This is a genomic window from Flavitalea plasmicola (assembly GCF_030546645.1).
In the GTDB taxonomy this organism is placed as follows: domain Bacteria; phylum Bacteroidota; class Bacteroidia; order Chitinophagales; family Chitinophagaceae; genus Puia.
The window spans coordinates 657526-675879 of sequence record NZ_JAUOTO010000004.1; the positions used below are offsets into that span (position 1 = coordinate 657526).

Sequence of the window (18354 nt, forward strand, 5' to 3'; positions counted from 1 at the left end):
CCTTGAATACATTTAACCCTAAATAACAAAAAATACGTGAACGTACACTTTATCGCCATCGGCGGCAGCGTCATGCACCAGCTGGCCATCGCCCTAAAAAGAAAGGGATATATCGTGACAGGCAGCGATGATGAGATCTTCGAGCCAGCCTATTCGAACCTGGCAGCGGAAGGCCTGCTTCCGGCCGCGGACGGCTGGTATCCGGAAAAGATTCATAATGGGCTGAATTCCATTATTTTAGGCATGCATGCCAAAGCGGATAATCCTGAATTGCAACGAGCTAAGGAGCTGGGACTGGCTATATACTCTTTCCCGGAATACATCTACCAGGAAAGCAAGGACAAAACCCGGGTGGTCGTTGGCGGCAGCCATGGAAAGACCACTACTACCTCCATGATCATGAATGTCCTGAAGAGCGCCGGCAGGGACTTCGATTACCTGGTGGGGGCCCGGCTGGAAGGATTTTCCCAGTCCGTGAATATCACCCAGGCGCCCGTGATCGTTTGCGAGGGGGATGAGTACCCTGCCAGCACCCTGGAAAAAAGGCCCAAATTCCACTTTCTTTTCCCCCATATTGCCATTATTACGGGTATTGCCTGGGACCATATCAATGTCTTTCCCACTTTTGAGATCTATCTGGAGCAGTTCAGGATCTTTATCGATAAGATAGCGCCGGGGGGCGTATTGATCTACAATGAGACGGACCCGGTACTCCGGCAGCTGGTGGAAGAACATCCTTCTCCTGTCCGGAAGATCCCTTATGGAATTCCCCTAAACCGGATTGAAAACGGCATAACAGTTGTTATGCTGGAAGGACATTCCGGTCCCCTTAAGGTCTTTGGAGAGCATAATCTGCTGAACCTGCAGGCGGCATTTCTCGCTTGTAAAGAGCTGGGCGTCTCAGCGGCCCAGTTCCTGAAAGGCATTACCGCCTTCAGCGGGGCGGCAAAGCGCCTGGAGCTGTTGAACAGCAATGGTCACCTGAACATTTACCGTGATTTTGCGCATGCACCTTCTAAAGTAAAAGCTACCATGGAAGCCGTCCGGAAGCAATTCCCGGACAGGCGGCTGATCGCCGTGCTGGAGCTGCATACTTACAGTAGCCTCAGTGAACAGTTCCTGTCGGAATACCAGGGGGCCCTGGACCCGGCGGACGAGGCGGTGGTATTCTATTCACGGCACGCCCTGGAGCTGAAGCGCCTGCCCCCATTATCCCGGGAAAAGGTAGCTGCCGGCTTTGGAAAAAAGGACCTGGTGGTCATCAATGAAAAAGAAGAATTACTAAAGTGGTTGATGGAACAATCTTATGAAAATGTTAACTTGCTACTGATGAGCTCAGGAAATTACGATGGATTGGATCTCATTACATTTTCTAACAAGATCACACAGTAGGGAATATTATAATTACTATTAAAGAAGGAATGCTACAACTTACACGCCCCCTAGCGATAATTGACCTGGAGACTACCGGTGTCAATTTTGGGACTGACCGCATCGTTGAAATTGCCATTGTAAAGATCATGCCGGATGGTAAGCAGCTCATAAAACGCAAGCTGCTCAACCCGGAAATGCCCATCTCAGCCACCTCTGTGGAGATACACGGCATCACCAATGAAATGGTGAAAGATGCTCCTACTTTCAAACAAGTAGCCAATGAGCTAAAACAATTCCTGGATAATTGTGACCTGGCAGGCTACAATTCCAACCGGTTTGACATCCCCATGCTGGCGGAGGAATTCCTCCGTATTGGAATGGAATTCGACGGAAAAGGCCGGAGATTGCTCGATGTGCAGAAAATATTTCATATGATGGAACAGCGCACGCTAAGCGCAGCTTACCGGTTCTATTGTAATAAGGAACTGGAAGGCGCTCACGGCGCCGAAGCCGACGCCACGGCCACCTGGGAGGTGCTGGTAGCGCAGGTGGTGAAATATCCGCAGCTAGGCACGAATATTGAAACTATATTGAAGTGCATCGGAGAAGAGCAGGTGGTTGACTTCGCCCGTCGTTTCGTCATGGAAAACGGGACGGAAGTGTTCAATTTTGGCAAGCATAAGGGGCGTTCTGTTGCGGAAATCCTCAAAGCGGAACCGCAATATTACGATTGGATGATGAAAGGGGACTTTCCCCTTCATACCAAGCAAAAGCTGACGGAAATATTTAACAGAACGATGTTAAAAAAGGGATAATGGAGGCCCTACAGGGGCCGTTTCACCCTGAAAATTGTATCTTTACACCGAATTACATAGCCATTTGGAAAAGATAGTCATCATACCTACGTACAACGAAAAGGAAAATATTTCCAATATCGTGGAAACAATATTTCTGCTGGATCAGGGTTTCCATGTATTGGTCATTGACGACAGCTCTCCGGATGGCACTGCAGCCATCGTCCGGCAGCTGCAGACGAAGTATGCCGGTATGCTTTTCCTGGAAGAGCGCCAAGGCAAACAAGGGCTGGGTACAGCTTATATCCACGGGTTCAAATGGGCCGTCCGGAACAATTACCAGTTCATTTTTGAGATGGATGCCGACTTTTCCCACAACCCCAATGACCTGGAGCGCCTGTATGAGGCTTGTAAGTTCCAGGGGGCGGATGTGGCTGTCGGTTCCCGCTATGTAAAAGGTGGAGGAAATGTCAACTGGCCCCGTGACAGGATCTTACTATCAAGAGGGGGCTCTATCTATACCCGCCTCATTACCTGGATGCCTGTCCAGGACCCGACGGCCGGCTTTGTGTGCTACAGGAAAGAAGTACTGGAAACCATCAACCTTGACCAGATCCGTTTTGTCGGCTATGCTTTCCAGATCGAAATGAAATTCGCTTCCTGGAAGCTGGGTTTTACCATCAAAGAAGTTCCTATCATCTTCGAAGACCGCAAATTCGGGGTCTCCAAAATGAATAAGGGTATTGTCAAAGAAGGTATCCTGGGCGTGCTGAATCTGCGCTGGCAATCCCTGTTCAAAAACTACCGCAATCGTGTAAAGAACGAAGCATCTTCCGTTCAATTCTCACGGAAAGCAATGGCTGAAAGCAAATAACTTGAGGAAAGCATTCGTCCAGCTGCACATCGCCGTCCTGCTGGCAGGTCTCACAGGTGTCTTAGGCAAGCTGATCAATCTTAATGAAGGGCTCCTGGTCTGGTATCGCCTGATGCTGACAGCGCTTGCCCTATGGCTGCTGGCGCTGCTCCGTCGTCCGGCCTTCCGCATTCAACGTAAAGATATATTCCGCATTTTTGGCGTTGGCGCTATTGCCGCACTGCATTGGGTGGCTTTTTATGGCTCCATCAAATACTCCAATGTGTCGGTGGGGCTGCTGTGCTTTTCCGCCGTCGGTTTTTTCACCGCGCTGATCGAACCTTTGGTATTCAGGCACCGGGTGGATTGGGTGGAATTGCTGCTGGGGCTGATGGTCATCGCCGGCATCTTTCTCATCTTCCAGGTAGACCCCCGTTATAAGACGGGTATTATCATCGGTCTGATATCATCGCTGCTGGGCAGTCTTTTTCCTGTACTGAATAAACGTATCCTGGAAAAAGTTCCTGCGAAGACTGTTACGCTGTATGAATTGACCGGAGGGTTTTTGTTTTTAAGCATCCTGCTGCCTTTTTATCTTCGCATTTCACCCACCGTCAAGGTACTGCCGGACCTGCAGGATTGGATCTGGCTATTGGTGCTTAGCCTTGCGTGCACCGTGCTGGCCTTTAACCTTTCCATGTATGCGTTGAAGCGGCTGTCGGCCTTTACGGTGAACCTTAGCTATAACCTGGAGCCTGTGTATGGGATACTGCTTGCTTTTTTGTTGTTCAGAGAAGATAAATATCTGCAGGGAGGATTTTATGTCGGGTTTTCGCTTATCATCCTTTCCATAGGGTTGCAAATGATAAGGCTTTGGAGGAGGCAGGCGAAGAAAACCATCACGCCGCCGGCTTACTGATGTATCTCACCAGACTCCGCTTGGCAATCGGCAGCAGCGTCTCATCCACGGGAAATTTCAGCTCCGTCTCGATGGAATAGACAGCAGGGTTTGGCAAATATGACTTTACCCTGATAAGCTCTGCTTTTATGTTCTCGTAAGTATTGACAATATTACGCGTCCAGCTATCGATGTACTCGGTGCGGATGCTGCGATAACGCTCGTCATGCTTTTCGAAAAAGCTCAACCTGTATTGATATACGCGCGTATCGGAGTAGCTCCCCTCGCTGAGAAAAAAGTATCCTTCATTATTATCCAGGGGGATCAGCCCCACGGGAAAGATGACAAGCTTGTCTTCCACGAATTCGTAGATCTCGGTGCCGCTGCTGATGGCTGTCTTCATTTCCGCCGAGGCATAATTAATGATATCCTCCAGCTCCTGCATCATTTCATCATCTTCAATGAGCAGCTCGTACAGCACCTGCAGCTTCTCGATCTGAATGCCCGTCAGTTTTTTCGGGAACTGTTCCTGGAGATATTTCTTGTTTTCCCGGAAGGCCACCAGGTTGTTGTAATGAAAAATAATATCGGATAGCTGAGGGTAAAGCTTGTTCTCGGAGAATTGCTGATGGATCTCCTGCAGGTAGGCCAGCAGCGTGTATTTCTTTAATTCGAAGTCAATATACCCGTCTGCAAACCATGTTTCGGACAATGTCTTCATTGGAACTCCTTTTAATGAATATACGAAAAAGCAGCCACAGCAGGAAGCATGTTCCTGTTAATATTTTAACGGAGAAAACTGCTTTTAAGTATATAAATTAAATTTCCCTGTCAGGAGAGAATCGCTCCAGCTCATTGGCTACGGCTGTCAGGAAGGAGGCTCCCAGGCTGCCGTCAACGATGCGATGATCGTAGGACATCGACAGGTACATCATATGGCGGATGCCGATGGCGTCGCCATCCGGCGTTTCCAGGACCACCGGCCGCTTCTTAATAGCGCCGACGGCGAGTATGGCCACCTGCGGTTGATTGATGATGGGGGTACCCATCAGGCTACCGAATGTGCCGACATTTGTCATGGTGAAAGTACCTCCCTGGATATCTTCCGGACGCAGTTTGTTTTGCCGGGCACTGTCGGCCAGGGCATTCACCTGCCGGGCCAACCCTACGAGGTTCAATTGGTCGGCCTGACGGATCACGGGAACGATGAGGTTACCGTTGGGCAGGGCGGTAGCCATGCCGATATTGATATCTTTCTTGATTATGATCTTGTCTCCCTCGATGGAGCAGTTGATCAGCGGGTATTTTTTGATACAACGTACGATGGCTTCGATGAAGAGGGGCGTAAATGTGATCTTCGTGCCTTCCCTTTTTTCAAAATCCTTTTTCATCCTATCACGCCAGTGCACCAGGTTTGTAACATCGGCTTCGGTGAAGCTGGTGACATGCGGGCTGGTGTGCTTGCTGTGGACCATATGGTCGGCTATCAGACGACGCATCCTGTCCATCTCTATGATCTCCACGTTGCCGCTGGGTGCCGTCGTGACCGATGAAACACCGGTGGCTGAGCCGCCGGGAATAGAAGCGAGGCTGATGGCCGGAGCAACAGATGTCCGGGGTGATGCGATGGGTTGGCCGGCAGTATAAGGCCTTCCGATCTTTTTCCCTTCCACATATTGCAGGATATCCTTTTTGGTGACCCGGCCTTCGTTGCCACTGCCTGGAATATTCTCCAGCTCATGCAAGGGCACGCCTTCATTGGCGGCAATATTGAGCACCAGGGGGGAGTAGAAGCGATTGGCCGGAATGGCGCTGGCCGAAGCATGGCCATTGGTCTTCGGGGGCGTCTGGGCGGTCTGGACAGGTTGATTTACCATGACTGCCGGCTCGGGACGGACGGACGGCTCCCTGCGTGTGACCGGGGGCTCTGCTGACGGGACGGAAACGCCGGCTGCGGCGGCGCCTGTACGTACCCGGGCGATCACGGAACCCACGGGCACTACATCATTCGTCTGAAAAAGGACCTCTTCCAGGACGCCTTCGGTGGTAGAAGGCACCTCGGAGTCCACCTTGTCAGTGGCGATCTCCAATACGCTTTCATCTTGCTTTACGGCATCACCGGGTTGTTTGAGCCACTTCAGGATGGTGGCTTCCATGATACTTTCACCCATTTTTGGCATCACCAGGTCAACAAGAGGCATAAGCGTATATCAGTTTTTAGATGTAGAGATTCTATACCGGCCTTGGTTTAAAGCCAAAGGTATGTAAATATTTAGTATTCAGCCATCAACCATCAGCCAGGATAAATTTTCTCAACAGATTCAGGGCATTTGTTGCAGTTAATTCAATATTCCGCTGTCTGTCAAACCGGAACCAGAATCTTTGGGCATCTATTCTTTGACGGTTTGCAACGGCCACCCAGGCCGTGCCTACGGGCTTTTCAGCGCTGCCGCCGTCCGGCCCCATAATGCCGGAAGTCACTACCACATAGTCCGTATCCAGCGCGGCCAGGGCCCCGGCGGCCATTTCGCGGACCGTCTCCTCACTAACGGCGCCTGCCGTCTCCAGCGTCGCGGCGCTGACACCCAGGATCTGCTGCTTGACCTCATTGGCATAACTAACGACACTGCCTTTGAAATATTGGCTGGACCCGGGTATGGAAGTGATGAGATGGGCAATATATCCTCCTGTACAGCTTTCGGCAGTACCCACCGTCCTGCCCCTGGCTTTCAGGACCTTCCCCAGGGCCTCCTGGAGGGTGAGGTCCTCGTCGATCACCATCCATTGTGCCGTCAGCTTTCGCAACCTGTCGAATTGCTCCTGCAGCTCCTTCTCCATAGCCAGCGGATCCTCTCCCTGTATGGTAAGCCGCAGCCGTACCATGCCATAGTTGGGCAGGTAGGCAAGCCTGATGTAAGACGGAAGAGCCGTCTCAAAGGCGGAGATATGCTCGGCGAGGAAGGACTCCCCGATGCCTGCGGTCAATAATGTGCGGTGGGCGATAAAAGGAAGGCGAAACTTTTCGCGGAGAGCCGGCAGGACGGCGTCTGTCATCATGCCTTTCATCTCATTGGGCACTCCAGGCATAGAGACGAAGATCTTATTATCTTTTTCAAACCACATGCCCGGCGCCGTACCCCTCTTATTCTGGATCACCTTGCAGACGTCCGGCACTTCCGCCTGCTTCAGGTTGCGCTCGATCATCGGGCGCTGCAGGACCTTTTCAAAAATATGCTTCACGTTGGCCAGGGCCCCTTCGTCCACGACGATCTTACCTCCAAAGTACTCATTAAGCAGGGGTTTGGTAATATCGTCCGCGGTAGGACCCAGCCCGCCCGTAATGAGGATGATCTGTGACTGGGCAGATTCTTCATCCAGCGCTTTCCAAATGTCATCCCATACATCCCCCACGGCTAAGCGATGCCGTACCCAAACGCCGATCTTATTTAACTCCTGCGCCATCCAGGCGCTGTTAGTGTCTATTACCTGTCCGATCAAAAGTTCATCACCTATCGTAATGATACTGGCCGCTGTCTTTTCCATACTGTAAAGGTAAGGAGTTGTAATATCCGGATCATATTGAGTATGAAACAAGAAAAAATCTCTCTCATAGAGGGTACGCTAAAACTTCATTAAACTATGAGAAAGTTTGTAATTTTTATCATTGCCCACCTGCTAATCGAAGCAGGGGACGTCCCGGCACAATCAACACGCCCTCCCTTACCCGCTGTGCGGAACGACTTTGTGGTAATCGCCCATCGCGGCAACCATGTGAAGGTGCCGGAAAATACGGTTGCCTCCGTGAACGAAGCCATCCTGTGCGGCGCCGATTATGTGGAAATGGATCTGCGGACAACGAAGGACGGCAGGCTCGTATTGAGCCATGACGCGTCTGTGGACCGGATGACGAATGGAAAAGGCAATGTAAGGGACCTCGCGTTCGAAGAAATAGAAAAGCTAAAGGTAGGTGCGGACGGTGGCGAAGCGTACCGTGTCCCGACATTTGAAGATGTGTTAAACGCCTGTAAAGGGCGTATTAACATATACCTGGATTTCAAGGATGCAGATCCGGCAACAGCTTACCGCCAGATAAAAGCTGCCGGCATGGAAAAGCAGGTCGTCGTCTATATCAATAAGGCAGAGCAATACGGGCAGTGGAAAAAGGCGGCGCCTTCCATGCCCCTGATGGGTAGCCTGCCCAAGGAAATAAAAACACCGGAGCAATTCCTGCGGTTCCTGGACCAGACGCCGCTGGAAGTGCTGGATAATGTATATGATACGGCATTGCAGGCCGTCGCCCGGAAGATGGGCATAGCTCTCTGGCCGGATGTGCAAAGTGACGAGGAAGGCCCGGCAGTCTGGGACCAGGCGCTGGCGTGGCAGATACAGGGGATGCAGACAGATCACCCGGAGGCGCTTGTCAATTACCTGAAACAAAGGAAGCGCCGCAGCGAACCGGCGGTGAAGCCAGGTCAAAAATAGGCGGCCAGCTTTTCTTCCAGGTAAGCCGGCATCGTCGTCTTTTCCATTGTACCTTTTTTTACGAAATACAGCAGCACCTTTCCCACTGTAAGCAGCTTGCCTGCTTCGTTGAAGACCTCCTGGTGGAATAATATCCGATGATCCGCGGGCATCTCTTTCAGGGCTGTCTTCACCGTCAGCAGATCGTCGTAATGGGCCGGGCGGAGGAATTTTGCTGTAAATTCCACCACCGGCAGGATGACGCCCGCAGCTTCCATGTCCTTATAGCTGAGGCCCAGCTGGCGGATGGCTTCCACTCTGCCTACTTCAAAATATTGCGCATAATTGCCGTAATAGACAACGTCCATCTGGTCCGTCTCGGCATAGCGGACCCTTATTTTTGTTTCGCTGATATACATAGTTAAGCTTTGAGCTGCAAGCGACAAGCTACAAGAGTGTCTTATTAGGTACTGGCTGGCAACTTGTAGCTAATGGCTTGTAGCTGTTTATCATCTTCCCATCAGGCCATCCACGCTGAAGCGCCCCGGGCCTACCAACAGGATGGAAGCAAAGGCAGTAAGGTACAGGAGGGCTGGCTCATGGTGCTCGAAGTTCTGGCCCTTGTGAAATAGAAAGACTGCCACCGCCAGCTCGATCACCAGCACCAGCGCGGCAAAACGGGTGAAGAGACCCAGGACCAGCAGCAGGGCGCAGAAGATCTCGGCAAAAAGCACCAGGATCAGAGACCATTTATGTCCAATGTGGAAAGGATCGAAGAAAATCGCCTGCTGGTTGCTGAAATGCATCAGCTTGGGAAACCCATGGTTGATGCAGATGATCAGCCCGAAAGTCAGACGGAGCAACAGGGAAGCAAGGTTGAATGCATTTTCGGAATAGGCGGTCGAAAGAAATCTCTTCATGTAATTGAATTTTGGGTGGGTCGAAGATAATTATTTGGTTTGAGATTATTTGGGAGTAGGATTTGCCGGGCCTGACGGCCCGGGGATTGGTTAGACTCTCCTTATTGTCCCTTCGGGACGTGGATAAGTGCGACCGGCGGGTCGCTATTGCCAAGGAAATGTTAAGGTCGCACTTATCCACAGGGTGTTTGGAACGATAATTGGTAAAAGGTAAAATAATTAGAAACTTTAGCGCGTTAACCCGCCAGGACATTTGAAAAATAATAAAAGTAAACTGTTCTCAAGTGAAAAAACCAGTATTGTTTTTTTCCATCGTTCTTCTCAGCTCTTCGTCTTTTGCCCAACAGACCAAATATCTGGACGATCCGCAGGCCAGTTTTAAACAGGCTAAGGATTTCTTTCAAAATGAATACTATAGCCTGGCCTACCCCATATTCAGAGAGCTGAAATACTCCTTGCGTGAAACGGATCGCAGTAATGTTGCCGTGGAGTACCAGGATGTAAAATACTACTATCTCGTATGCGCGCTGGAACAGAACGACAAGACGGCCGTAGACCCGGCCATGGAGTTCATTGACGTGGAAAACAATGCCCCCCGGGTTGGGATGATGAGCTTTCATCTTGCGGAATACTATTTCCGGCAAAAGGACTACACGGCGGCCGTCCGGCTGTATGAGCAGGCCGATATCGAGAACCTGAGCAACCGGGAAATAGCGGACCTGAAGTTCCACCAGGGGTATGGGTATTTCACCCAGCAGCGATTCGACAAAGCCCTCCCGTTGTTTGATGCTATCCGCCAGCTGCCGAAAGACCCTAATTATATAGACGCCAACTACTATTACGGCTTCATCTGCTTCTACCAGAAAAAGTATAGCGAAGCGCTGACGGCCTTCAAGGTTGTGGAAGATAATCCCCGGTACGAAAAGATAGTGCCCTATTATGTCGCCAATATCTACCTTGTACAAGGACAAAAAGATAAGGCGATCGATTATGCGGAGGCACGTCTCAAAAAAGGCAACCAGTTCTATGACGCTGAAATGCGGCAGCTGGTGGGACATGGTTATTACGAGAAGCAGGATTTTGCCAAAGCATTGCCGTACCTGGAGCAGTACGTCAATCAATCCAAAAAAGTTTCACGTACGGACCTGTATGAGCTGTCCTATTGCTATTACCAGACAAAAAGCTGGGACAAGGCCATCGCAGGATTCAAGCAATTGGGCGGAAAAGAGGATTCTCTGGCCCAGAATTCCATGTACATGCTGGGGGACGCCTACTTAAAGACAGGCCAGAAAGCGAATGCACGCAACGCTTTCCTCTTCTGCTCCTCCAACAGCAGCAATCCCCAGCAAAAGGAGATCTCTCAATACAATTACGCCAAGCTGTCCTATGAATTGGGCTACCAGGATGTGGCCCTCACGGAGCTGCAGGCGTTCCTCCAGCGGTATCCTAACTCCACCTACAACCGTGAAGCAAAGGAATTGCTGGTCAGCGTGCTGGCCAATACCAATAATTATAAGGATGCGATGACTTTCCTGGACAGCCTGGACCATCCTTCTGAAAATGCACGCCGGCTGGTACCCCGGATCCTCTACGGCCGGGCCACGGAAATGGTCAATGACGGAATGCTACTGGGAGCCGGAGAGCTCATCGACAAAGCGCTGAAGGACCCTTACAATGCCAGCGTGCTGCCTTATATCAACTTCTGGAAAGCGGAGATATCCTACCGGTTGAACAAAATAGACGATGCCATCCGGTACTACCTTGAATACCTGAAAACGGGCGGAACCAACGGAGAAGTAAGTCCGGTCAATGCCCGGTATAACCTGGGTTATTGTTTCCTGAAAAAAGAAAATTACCGGCAGGCGCAGGGATTCTTCGAGCAGGTGGTCCGCACGCCACAGCTGAATTCGTCTCCCCTGGAGCAGGACGCTTATATACGGGATGCGGATTGTTTCTATATGAACCGTGATTTCAAGACAGCCCTGAGTATGTATAATAAAGTGCTGGAGCTGTCATGGCCGGCCAGTGACTACGCCACTTTCCAGAAAGCTATGATCGCAGGAGTCAGCAATGGCAAGGAAAAGATCAACCTCCTTAATTCCATCAACCGGAAATATCCGGCTTCCAATCTGGCAGCTGACGCCAATATGGAGATCGCGGGCACTTACCTGGCGGGTGAACAGTACCGGGAAGCCCTGCCTTACCTGAAGAATGTATTGCGGGCGCCCGGCGCCGACGCGTTGAAGCCCAGGGCCTATCTTCAGTCAGGGATCGCCTGGTACAACCTGAATAATAACAAGGAAGCGCTGAATCAATATGACAGCCTTCTGAAGAGCTTCCCTAATTCACCGGAGGCCCAGGATGCTTTGGATAATGCCAAGTCCATCTATGTGGAAGAGGGCAGGAGCGGAGAGTATGTCAACTTCGCCAAGTCCATGGGCGTGGAAGTCACCGCCAGCCAGGAAGATCAGCTGGCGTATGAAGAGGCGGAAGTGCAGTTCAACAATGGCAACTTTGCCGGCGCCAGCCAGAAATTCGAAGCGTATCTGTCCAAATTCCCCGACGGCAAATACTCTCTGGAAGCCAATTATTATAAGAGCGAGATCTATTACTCCCAGAAAGATTGGGCAAAGGCCGTCACCGGATATCAGGCTGTGGCGGATAGGGCGCCGAACAAGTTCGGAGAAAAATCTTTGTTGCAGGCCGCCCGTCTCAACTTCTTCGAACTTAAGAATTACGGACAGGCAGAAAAATATTTCATCAGGCTGAAGGATTTTGCCAGCGGACAGGAAAACAAGATGGAGGCCATGCGGGGATTGCTGCGCAGCCAGTATCAATTGGAAAAATGGCCGGATGCAGTGGCGAATGCCAAGGACCTTCTTGCCCAAAAAGGAGTGAGCACGGATGATAAAGTGCTGGCTAATATGGCTATCGCCAAATCGTACCAGGTGAACAATCAATGCGAGACGGCCCTGCAATATTTCAGGACTGCCGCCGCTTTGAGCAAGTCGGCGTATGCGGCAGAAGCCAGGTACCAGATCGCAGATTGCCTTTTTCATCAGAATCAGCTGAAGGATGCCGAGAAAGCGGCCTTTGAAGTAGTCAATAAGTCCGGTTCCTACGAAGAATGGGTCACGAAAGCCTATCTTCTGCTGGGAGATATCTACTTCTCTGAAAAGGATTATTTCAATGCCAAGGCCACTTTTCAAAGTATCGTCGACAACGCCAAGATAGAAGATCTGCGCAAACAGGCACAGCAGAAATTAATCCAGGTGACGGACGAAGAGAAGAAGAACAGCAAGATCGGAGACCAATAATAAACCTACATATAGATACTATCAATGTATAGAAAATCATTTTTCCTTTTAACTTTTGTCCTGGGAGCGGGGGTTTGCCTTCGCGCGCAGGATACCACGAAGCGCAAGACCATCGAGATCACCTCCTCCTTCAAACCTGTTCTGCGGGAGGCTGTGAAGATCAATTTCAATGCGGCTCCTCCACAGGTGGATACTTCCAAGCCCCGTCTGACCTATAATATCCCTTCCCAATACTTGTTCCTTACCTACCAGCCGAGTGAAATGAAACCTGTGGCTTTCCAGGGAGATACGATGAGATCCTGGGAAAACTATAATTATATTAAGGTAGGGGTGGGCAACGTGCATTTTCCTTTTATCAGAACAGGCTTCACCTTCGGCGACGAGAAGACCAGCCAGTTCAATATTTTCGCCAATCATCTGAGCTCGAAAGGGAGTCTTCCTTCCCAGAAGAACAGCCTGACGGACGTAAAGCTGATGGGTACCGTCAAAACATCGAATAACCTGGAGTGGAACGGCAGCCTCGGTTTCAAGAATGACGCTTATTACCTGTACGGATACCGGCCAGACACTTTGAAGTTCGCAAAGGAGGATCTCAGGCAGTTCTTCCAGACATTCGAAGGGCGGCTGAGCCTCCGGAATACCGAGCCCACGGAATATGGCTTGTCGTACCGGCCTAACATAAAAGTATCCGTATTCTCCGACAACCACAGCCCCAAAGCCTCGGAAGCGAATACTGTACTCAATCTGCCTTTGGAAAAGACATTTGGAAAAACCTATGGCTTTAACCTGGCTTTTACGGCCGACCTTACCAACTACAGGCCGGCAAGCGACTTTCCAAACCAGAATAACAACGTATTCCTGGTAACGCCGGCCTTCCTCATCAAGACCCCCAACCTATACCTGCAGGCCTCCGTCGTACCCTCCTGGGATAATAAGCAATTCAATTTGCTGCCCAATTTCATGGCGGATATCTCCACCACGGATCAACGTTTCGGCATCCAGCTCGGCTGGATCGGCTACTATGATAAAGGGTCCTATCAGCGTTATGAGTCTATCAATCCCTGGCTGGCACAGCCCGGTCTCCTGCTGAACACGCGGGCGACGGAACGTTATGCAGGCTTTAAAGGCTCATTGGACAAGCATTTCAGCTACTCAGCCAAGCTTGGCTTCAATACGTTCAAGAACATGCCCCTCTTCGTCAACGATACACTGGCGATCAGTGGCAGCGGCGGGAAGCAATTTGACGTCCTGTATGAGTCCTCCCTGGAAACCCTGCAGGTGCATGGGGAATTGAGCTATATACAGGGGGAACAATTCAGCGCTACAGCCAGCCTGAACTATACGCAGTTTCACAAGCTACATACGGAGCCCAAGGCATGGGGCCTTCTTCCCCTGGAGCTAAATGCCAACCTGAAATGGCAGGCATTCAAGGATTTTTGGGCGAAGGTGGACTTATTCGCCTTTGACGGCGCCAAATACCGGGCCACCAGTGGCGAGGACTTTAAAGGTGATGGCGCTTTCGACCTGAATGCAGGTGTCGAGTTCCGGATCACCCGTCAGCTGAATCTGTGGGTACAAATGAACAATCTTTTTAATAAGAAATACGAAAGATGGCATCAATACCCGGTGTATGGCTTTAATATCCTCGGGGGCATCGTATTTTCTTTCAGCGGCAAATAGGCCCAAATAAGGCCTTTTTGCGTAGATTCGCAGCCACAAAAGGAGGTCCCATGTTCCAGGTTTTGAATGCCTATTTATTCCAGCATAGAAGTATCAGCATTCCCGGGCTGGGGACTATCTACCTGGAGACCTTTTCAGCCAGCGTGGATGTGGCCGACCGTATCATTCTGCCTCCCTTATACCAGTTCCGGTTTGACAAATATTTCGATTCACCCGACCGGGAATTTTTCGCTTATATCGCGTCCCAGCAAAATGTGCTGGACTACGAGGCTATTAAATGGTATAATGAATTCTCCCTGGACCTTCGCAACCGGATCCGGCAGGAAGACAAGGTGGAATGGGAGGGAGTAGGCACGTTGAAAAAAGATGAAGGGGGCAATATTATGTTCGAGCCGGCTCCCCCCAACGGGCTGTTCCTGACCCCGGTGCCCGCCCTGCGTGTCAACCGCGAGAATGCCCAGCATACGCTACTGGTCGGTGACCAGGAAAGGACCAATGTAGAGATGAATGAATGGCTGCTGGACGAAGAAGAAGCCAGCACCAAACGGAAGCCATGGTGGATCGCCGCCCTGATACTGGCCATCCTGGCCCTGGTAGCCCTTGGCTGGCATTTTTATAACAATGGTTGGTCTATCGGCAACCAAAACTCCCTTATCATTCTCCGTTGAATACACTCAAAAGAGCCCAGAACATCGCATGCAAAAAGAGATACTGAAACATTACCAAGCTTGTCCATCCTGTAATTCAGCCGATATAAAAGAAGCATTGACCGCCAAAGACTATACGGTCTCGCAAAAGGATTTTGCCATCTGGGAGTGCGGCAACTGCAGCCTGCGTTTTACCCAGGACGTGCCGGATGCGGATACGATCGGGCCTTATTATAAGAGTGAGGATTATATCTCCCATACCAATACACGGAAAGGACTGGTAAACAATCTTTATCATATCGTAAGAAAGCAAACGCTCTCGGGTAAGCGCCGCCTGCTGTCGTCGGCCACCCGGCTCAAACGCGGCAAGATGCTGGATGTCGGGGCTGGTACGGGCGCCTTTGTCGCGCATATGGCGGAAAACGGATGGGAGGTGACGGGGCTGGAACCTGACGAGACGGCCCGCACCATAGCTTCATCCCAAAACCGGACCCTGCTGCTGCCCATGTCCGACTTTTATTCCCTCGCGCCTGATAGCTATGATGCCATCACCCTTTGGCATGTGCTGGAGCACGTGCATGACCTTCATACTTACGTAGGGCAATTGGCAAGATTGCTGAAAAGAGAGGGCCGTATCTTTATTGCCGTCCCCAATTATACCAGCTATGATGCTGCCGTATACAAAAGTGCTTGGGCTGCTTATGATGTGCCGCGGCACCTGTATCATTTTTCCCCTGGCGCCATGGAGGCCCTGCTGGCAAAGCATGAACTTCAGCTTCAGGTGATCCGACCCATGTGGTTCGATAGCTTTTATATCAGCCTGTTAAGCGAGAAATACAGGAATGGCCGGGGCAACCTGGTGAAAGCCTTCTTCACAGGCTTTATTTCCAACCTGAGAGCTTTTGTAGATAAATCCAAATGCAGCAGCCTGATCTATGTAATAGGGAAGTAGGTCCTAAAAGCTGAATTTTATTTCATAGATATCCGGCCATAGCTTACCCGTAATATATACTTTACCGGTCGTGGAGTCGTAGGCGATCCCATTCATCGTATCGGAAGTGGCGTACTTATTGCGCTCTGTGCTGAACAAGCCGTCCAGATCAAGCCTTCCCACTACTTTCCCACTGGCGGGATCGATCTTGAGGATATAATTGGTTTGCCATTGATTGGCATAGATAAAGCCGTTGATCAGCTCTAATTCATTGATATTGCTCACTGGTCCGTTGTTGTCCGTCACTCCGACCACTTTTTTCAACCGGAAGGTGGCAGGGTCGACATAGCTGATGTTGCTGGTTCCATCGCTCATGATGAGGTCTGTGCCATCGGTGGTCATTCCCCAGCCTTCCTTAACAGGAATGGGAAACTGCCCCAGCGGTTTAAAGGTCTTTGCATCATAGATAAAGCCCACCTTGGTTTGCCAGGTCAGCTGGTATACCTTGTCTTTCAAAAAAGTGATACCTTCTCCGAAATATTTATTCCTGTCCAGCTCAGCCTTCTTATCGATCTTCCCCGTCTTTGGGTCCACCACCCCAAACATGGACTTTCTGCTTTCCGGCATATTGGGTTCTGTTCCGGTGCTTTCGTAGAGTGCTCCATCGTGAAAGAGGAACCCTTCCGTAAAGGAGGATGTATCATGGGGAAGCGTCCTTACAACACTGTAGTTGATGGTGGGCGGGGCGTTGTCCTCCGGTTTTCCGGCAGGCGTATCCGGGTTGGAAGGGTTGTTGCAGGAAGCAAAAAGGCCAAGGAGTAAAAGGAGTTGAAGGGATTTATTCATAACGTGCTGCTAAAGGGCAAATTTAAGGACCGGCAGCTCCCGGACTGTATATTTTATCTTAAAAATTTGCATTTCTGGAAAAAAATGTATTGTTTTACAGTAGCTTATCATCTGAATATCATCCTCCTGCGCAATCGACTCTGCTAAGATCCTCAACACCGGGTGTTATTCAACCTTACCAACTATAGCAATATCCTCCCTGATCAGCCTTTATTTTTCTATTTATTGATGTAATTGCCAATATTCTCTGGACAACCCTCTGAAAAAGAAGGTACCATGAGACATTTTTTACGTTTGTCGGTCATTTTATGGTTGTTGCTCAGATTACCCGCCCTTGCCCAGGAGCCATGCCGCTCCGTCGAATATAAGCAGGCCACGCTGCAGAGCGATCCGGCTCTGGCTATAAAATTCCAGGAGATCGAAAACTTTACGCAAAAGCAGGTGAAGCGCTCTTCCGTCGTCGTCAATGGCGGCGGCCATGCCGGGCAACTGACTGCTACTATCAACATCCCCGTCGTCGTACATATCGTCTATAACAATGCCTCCCAGAACATCAGCGATGCGCAGATACAGTCGCAGATCGCCGTGCTGAACAGGGATTACCGCAAGCTCAATTCGGATACCTCGAAGATCCCATCTTATTACAGCGGATTGGCGGCGAATTGCGGGATACGGTTCGTACTGGCCAATGTGGACACCAATGGCAGGAGCACGACGGGCATTGTGCGCCGGCAGACCAACAAACAATATTTCTCTTATGATGACGCGATCAAGTTTACGGCGAAAGGGGGAGATGATGGATGGGATAGAGATCGCTATCTGAATATCTGGGTAGGTCATTTCACGGAAGGAGTCCTGGGATATGCCAGCGCTCCGGGCTGTGAGAAGCAAAAAGATGGCGTGGCCATCGACTTCACGGCTTTTGGGACCGTGGGAACGGCCGCGGCCCCTTTCAATCTGGGCAGGACCGCAACGCATGAGATCGGGCATTGGCTGAACCTCATTCATATCTGGGGCGATGCGTCCTGTGGAAACGATCAGGTGGATGATACGCCGCAACAGGGTGCGGCCACGCGCGGTAATCCCAGCGGTATGGTGTTTTCCTGCGGCAATACTCCTTACGGCAACCTGTATATGGACTTTATGGATTTTACAGATGACGTGGGCATGCATCTTTTCACTTTTGGCCAGCGGGACAGGATGAGAAGCCTGTTTGCAGAAGGAGGGTTCAGGAATGCGCTGCTTTCCTCCAAAGGCATTGCGCCCGGAACACCCCTGGATGATGCGCCAGCCGACGAAGTGGTGGCAGGCGACGGCATTAAAATACAATTATACCCCAACCCTGCCTTCAATACGGTGCAGGTGTCATCCTCCGGAAACCTGCTGCCCGGAGCGCAGCTGGAAGTGTACAACCAGACAGGCGCGCGGGTATTGACGACGCGGGTGCCGGGAAGTACTTTTCAACTGGATGTTTCTTCTCTCTCAGCCGGCTTGTATTTCATCGTCATTAAAGGTGCGGCGCATAAGATGCCAACCAAGCTTATAAAAATGTAATACTTCGGATATGTAATTTTCCCTATATTTGAGCGCGGCCTTATCTTACCATACCAAAATGCAGCGTGTTCTATTGAGT

At 50.6% G+C, this 18354-nt stretch carries 16 protein-coding genes; 10 read left to right on the top strand and 6 right to left on the bottom strand.

Annotated features, from left to right (window positions below; translation table 11 throughout):
- Nucleotides 1-36 precede the first annotated feature (36 nt).
- The 4 genes from Q4E93_RS16900 (at nt 37) to Q4E93_RS16915 (ending at nt 3940) form a co-directional block, all read left to right on the top strand.
- Nucleotides 37-1392, top strand: a complete 1356-nt coding sequence (locus Q4E93_RS16900) for a UDP-N-acetylmuramate--L-alanine ligase (protein WP_303587174.1) — start codon at nt 37-39, stop codon at nt 1390-1392.
- A gap of 29 nt (nt 1393-1421) precedes the next feature.
- On the top strand, nt 1422-2189 hold the full coding sequence (locus Q4E93_RS16905) for a 3'-5' exonuclease (RefSeq protein WP_303587176.1): 768 nt from the start codon (nt 1422-1424) through the stop codon (nt 2187-2189).
- 64 nt (nt 2190-2253) lie between these two features.
- Nucleotides 2254-3042, top strand: a complete 789-nt coding sequence (locus Q4E93_RS16910; RefSeq protein ID WP_303587177.1) for a polyprenol monophosphomannose synthase — start codon at nt 2254-2256, stop codon at nt 3040-3042.
- A gap of 1 nt (nt 3043) precedes the next feature.
- Nucleotides 3044-3940: a DMT family transporter gene (locus Q4E93_RS16915; protein WP_303587178.1), complete on the top strand. Its 897-nt coding sequence runs from the start codon at nt 3044-3046 to the stop codon at nt 3938-3940.
- Here Q4E93_RS16915 and Q4E93_RS16920 read toward each other — a convergent pair.
- The 3 genes from Q4E93_RS16920 to Q4E93_RS16930 all read right to left on the bottom strand — a co-directional run bounded on the left by Q4E93_RS16920 (nt 3921) and on the right by Q4E93_RS16930 (nt 7462).
- Nucleotides 3921-4640 (bottom strand): hypothetical protein, encoded by a 720-nt coding sequence (locus tag Q4E93_RS16920; RefSeq protein ID WP_303587179.1) that lies wholly within the window; start codon nt 4638-4640, stop codon nt 3921-3923. The two genes, Q4E93_RS16915 and Q4E93_RS16920, sit on opposite strands and share 20 nt — an antisense overlap.
- Before the next feature lie 97 nt (nt 4641-4737).
- The gene (locus Q4E93_RS16925; protein WP_303587181.1) at nt 4738-6120 is read right to left on the bottom strand and encodes a dihydrolipoamide acetyltransferase family protein; all 1383 of its coding nucleotides are present in this window, start codon (nt 6118-6120) and stop codon (nt 4738-4740) included.
- A gap of 85 nt (nt 6121-6205) precedes the next feature.
- Nucleotides 6206-7462, bottom strand: a complete 1257-nt coding sequence (locus Q4E93_RS16930) for a competence/damage-inducible protein A (RefSeq protein WP_303587182.1) — start codon at nt 7460-7462, stop codon at nt 6206-6208.
- A gap of 96 nt (nt 7463-7558) precedes the next feature.
- On the opposite strand from Q4E93_RS16930, the gene Q4E93_RS16935 reads away from it, so the two are divergent.
- A complete protein-coding gene (locus Q4E93_RS16935; protein ID WP_303587183.1) occupies nt 7559-8401 on the top strand; it encodes a glycerophosphodiester phosphodiesterase family protein in 843 nt (280 codons plus the stop codon).
- Here the strand turns inward: Q4E93_RS16935 and Q4E93_RS16940 are convergent.
- Nucleotides 8392-8799: an acyl-CoA thioesterase gene (locus Q4E93_RS16940; RefSeq protein WP_303587184.1), complete on the bottom strand. Its 408-nt coding sequence runs from the start codon at nt 8797-8799 to the stop codon at nt 8392-8394. The genes Q4E93_RS16935 and Q4E93_RS16940 overlap by 10 nt on opposite strands.
- A 90-nt stretch (nt 8800-8889) precedes the next feature.
- On the bottom strand, nt 8890-9300 hold the full coding sequence (locus Q4E93_RS16945) for a DoxX family protein (protein ID WP_303587186.1): 411 nt from the start codon (nt 9298-9300) through the stop codon (nt 8890-8892).
- A 284-nt stretch (nt 9301-9584) separates the two neighbouring features.
- Between Q4E93_RS16945 and Q4E93_RS16950 the strand changes: the two genes are divergently transcribed.
- From Q4E93_RS16950 to Q4E93_RS16965, 4 genes are read left to right on the top strand one after another with little or no spacing between them, the layout of a single operon-like run.
- Entirely contained in the window at nt 9585-12617 is a 3033-nt protein-coding gene (locus Q4E93_RS16950; protein ID WP_303587188.1) for a tetratricopeptide repeat protein, read from the top strand.
- A 24-nt stretch (nt 12618-12641) separates the two neighbouring features.
- Nucleotides 12642-14297 carry a TonB-dependent receptor gene (locus Q4E93_RS16955; protein ID WP_303587189.1) on the top strand — a complete coding sequence of 552 codons (1656 nt, stop codon included), beginning with the start codon at nt 12642-12644 and terminating at the stop codon, nt 14295-14297.
- Nucleotides 14298-14314: 17 nt separating this feature from the next.
- A complete protein-coding gene (locus Q4E93_RS16960) occupies nt 14315-14965 on the top strand; it encodes a hypothetical protein (protein WP_303587192.1) in 651 nt (216 codons plus the stop codon).
- A gap of 28 nt (nt 14966-14993) precedes the next feature.
- Entirely contained in the window at nt 14994-15896 is a 903-nt protein-coding gene (locus tag Q4E93_RS16965; RefSeq protein WP_303587193.1) for a class I SAM-dependent methyltransferase, read from the top strand.
- Nucleotides 15897-15899: 3 nt separating this feature from the next.
- Here the strand turns inward: Q4E93_RS16965 and Q4E93_RS16970 are convergent, their stop codons facing one another.
- Nucleotides 15900-16721, bottom strand: a complete 822-nt coding sequence (locus Q4E93_RS16970) for a glutaminyl-peptide cyclotransferase (RefSeq protein ID WP_303587195.1) — start codon at nt 16719-16721, stop codon at nt 15900-15902.
- A 276-nt stretch (nt 16722-16997) separates the two neighbouring features.
- Between Q4E93_RS16970 and Q4E93_RS16975 the strand changes: the two genes are divergently transcribed.
- Nucleotides 16998-18275, top strand: coding sequence for a M43 family zinc metalloprotease (locus Q4E93_RS16975; protein WP_303587197.1), 1278 nt, complete (start codon nt 16998-17000; stop codon nt 18273-18275).
- Nucleotides 18276-18354 lie beyond the last annotated feature (79 nt).

What these genes read in the sequence shown, in the direction of transcription:
- Q4E93_RS16905 (WP_303587176.1), top strand. Translation starts at nt 1,422, where the DNA reads ATGCTACAACTTACACGCCCCCTAGCGATAATTGACCTGGAGACTACC.
- Q4E93_RS16920 (WP_303587179.1), bottom strand. Translation starts at nt 4,640, where the DNA reads ATGAAGACATTGTCCGAAACATGGTTTGCAGACGGGTATATTGACTTC.
- Q4E93_RS16925 (WP_303587181.1), bottom strand. Translation starts at nt 6,120, where the DNA reads ATGCCTCTTGTTGACCTGGTGATGCCAAAAATGGGTGAAAGTATCATG.
- Q4E93_RS16930 (WP_303587182.1), bottom strand. Translation starts at nt 7,462, where the DNA reads ATGGAAAAGACAGCGGCCAGTATCATTACGATAGGTGATGAACTTTTG.
- Q4E93_RS16935 (WP_303587183.1), top strand. Translation starts at nt 7,559, where the DNA reads ATGAGAAAGTTTGTAATTTTTATCATTGCCCACCTGCTAATCGAAGCA.
- Q4E93_RS16940 (WP_303587184.1), bottom strand. Translation starts at nt 8,799, where the DNA reads ATGTATATCAGCGAAACAAAAATAAGGGTCCGCTATGCCGAGACGGAC.
- Q4E93_RS16945 (WP_303587186.1), bottom strand. Translation starts at nt 9,300, where the DNA reads ATGAAGAGATTTCTTTCGACCGCCTATTCCGAAAATGCATTCAACCTT.
- Q4E93_RS16955 (WP_303587189.1), top strand. Translation starts at nt 12,642, where the DNA reads ATGTATAGAAAATCATTTTTCCTTTTAACTTTTGTCCTGGGAGCGGGG.
- Q4E93_RS16965 (WP_303587193.1), top strand. Translation starts at nt 14,994, where the DNA reads ATGCAAAAAGAGATACTGAAACATTACCAAGCTTGTCCATCCTGTAAT.
- Q4E93_RS16970 (WP_303587195.1), bottom strand. Translation starts at nt 16,721, where the DNA reads ATGAATAAATCCCTTCAACTCCTTTTACTCCTTGGCCTTTTTGCTTCC.
- Q4E93_RS16975 (WP_303587197.1), top strand. Translation starts at nt 16,998, where the DNA reads ATGAGACATTTTTTACGTTTGTCGGTCATTTTATGGTTGTTGCTCAGA.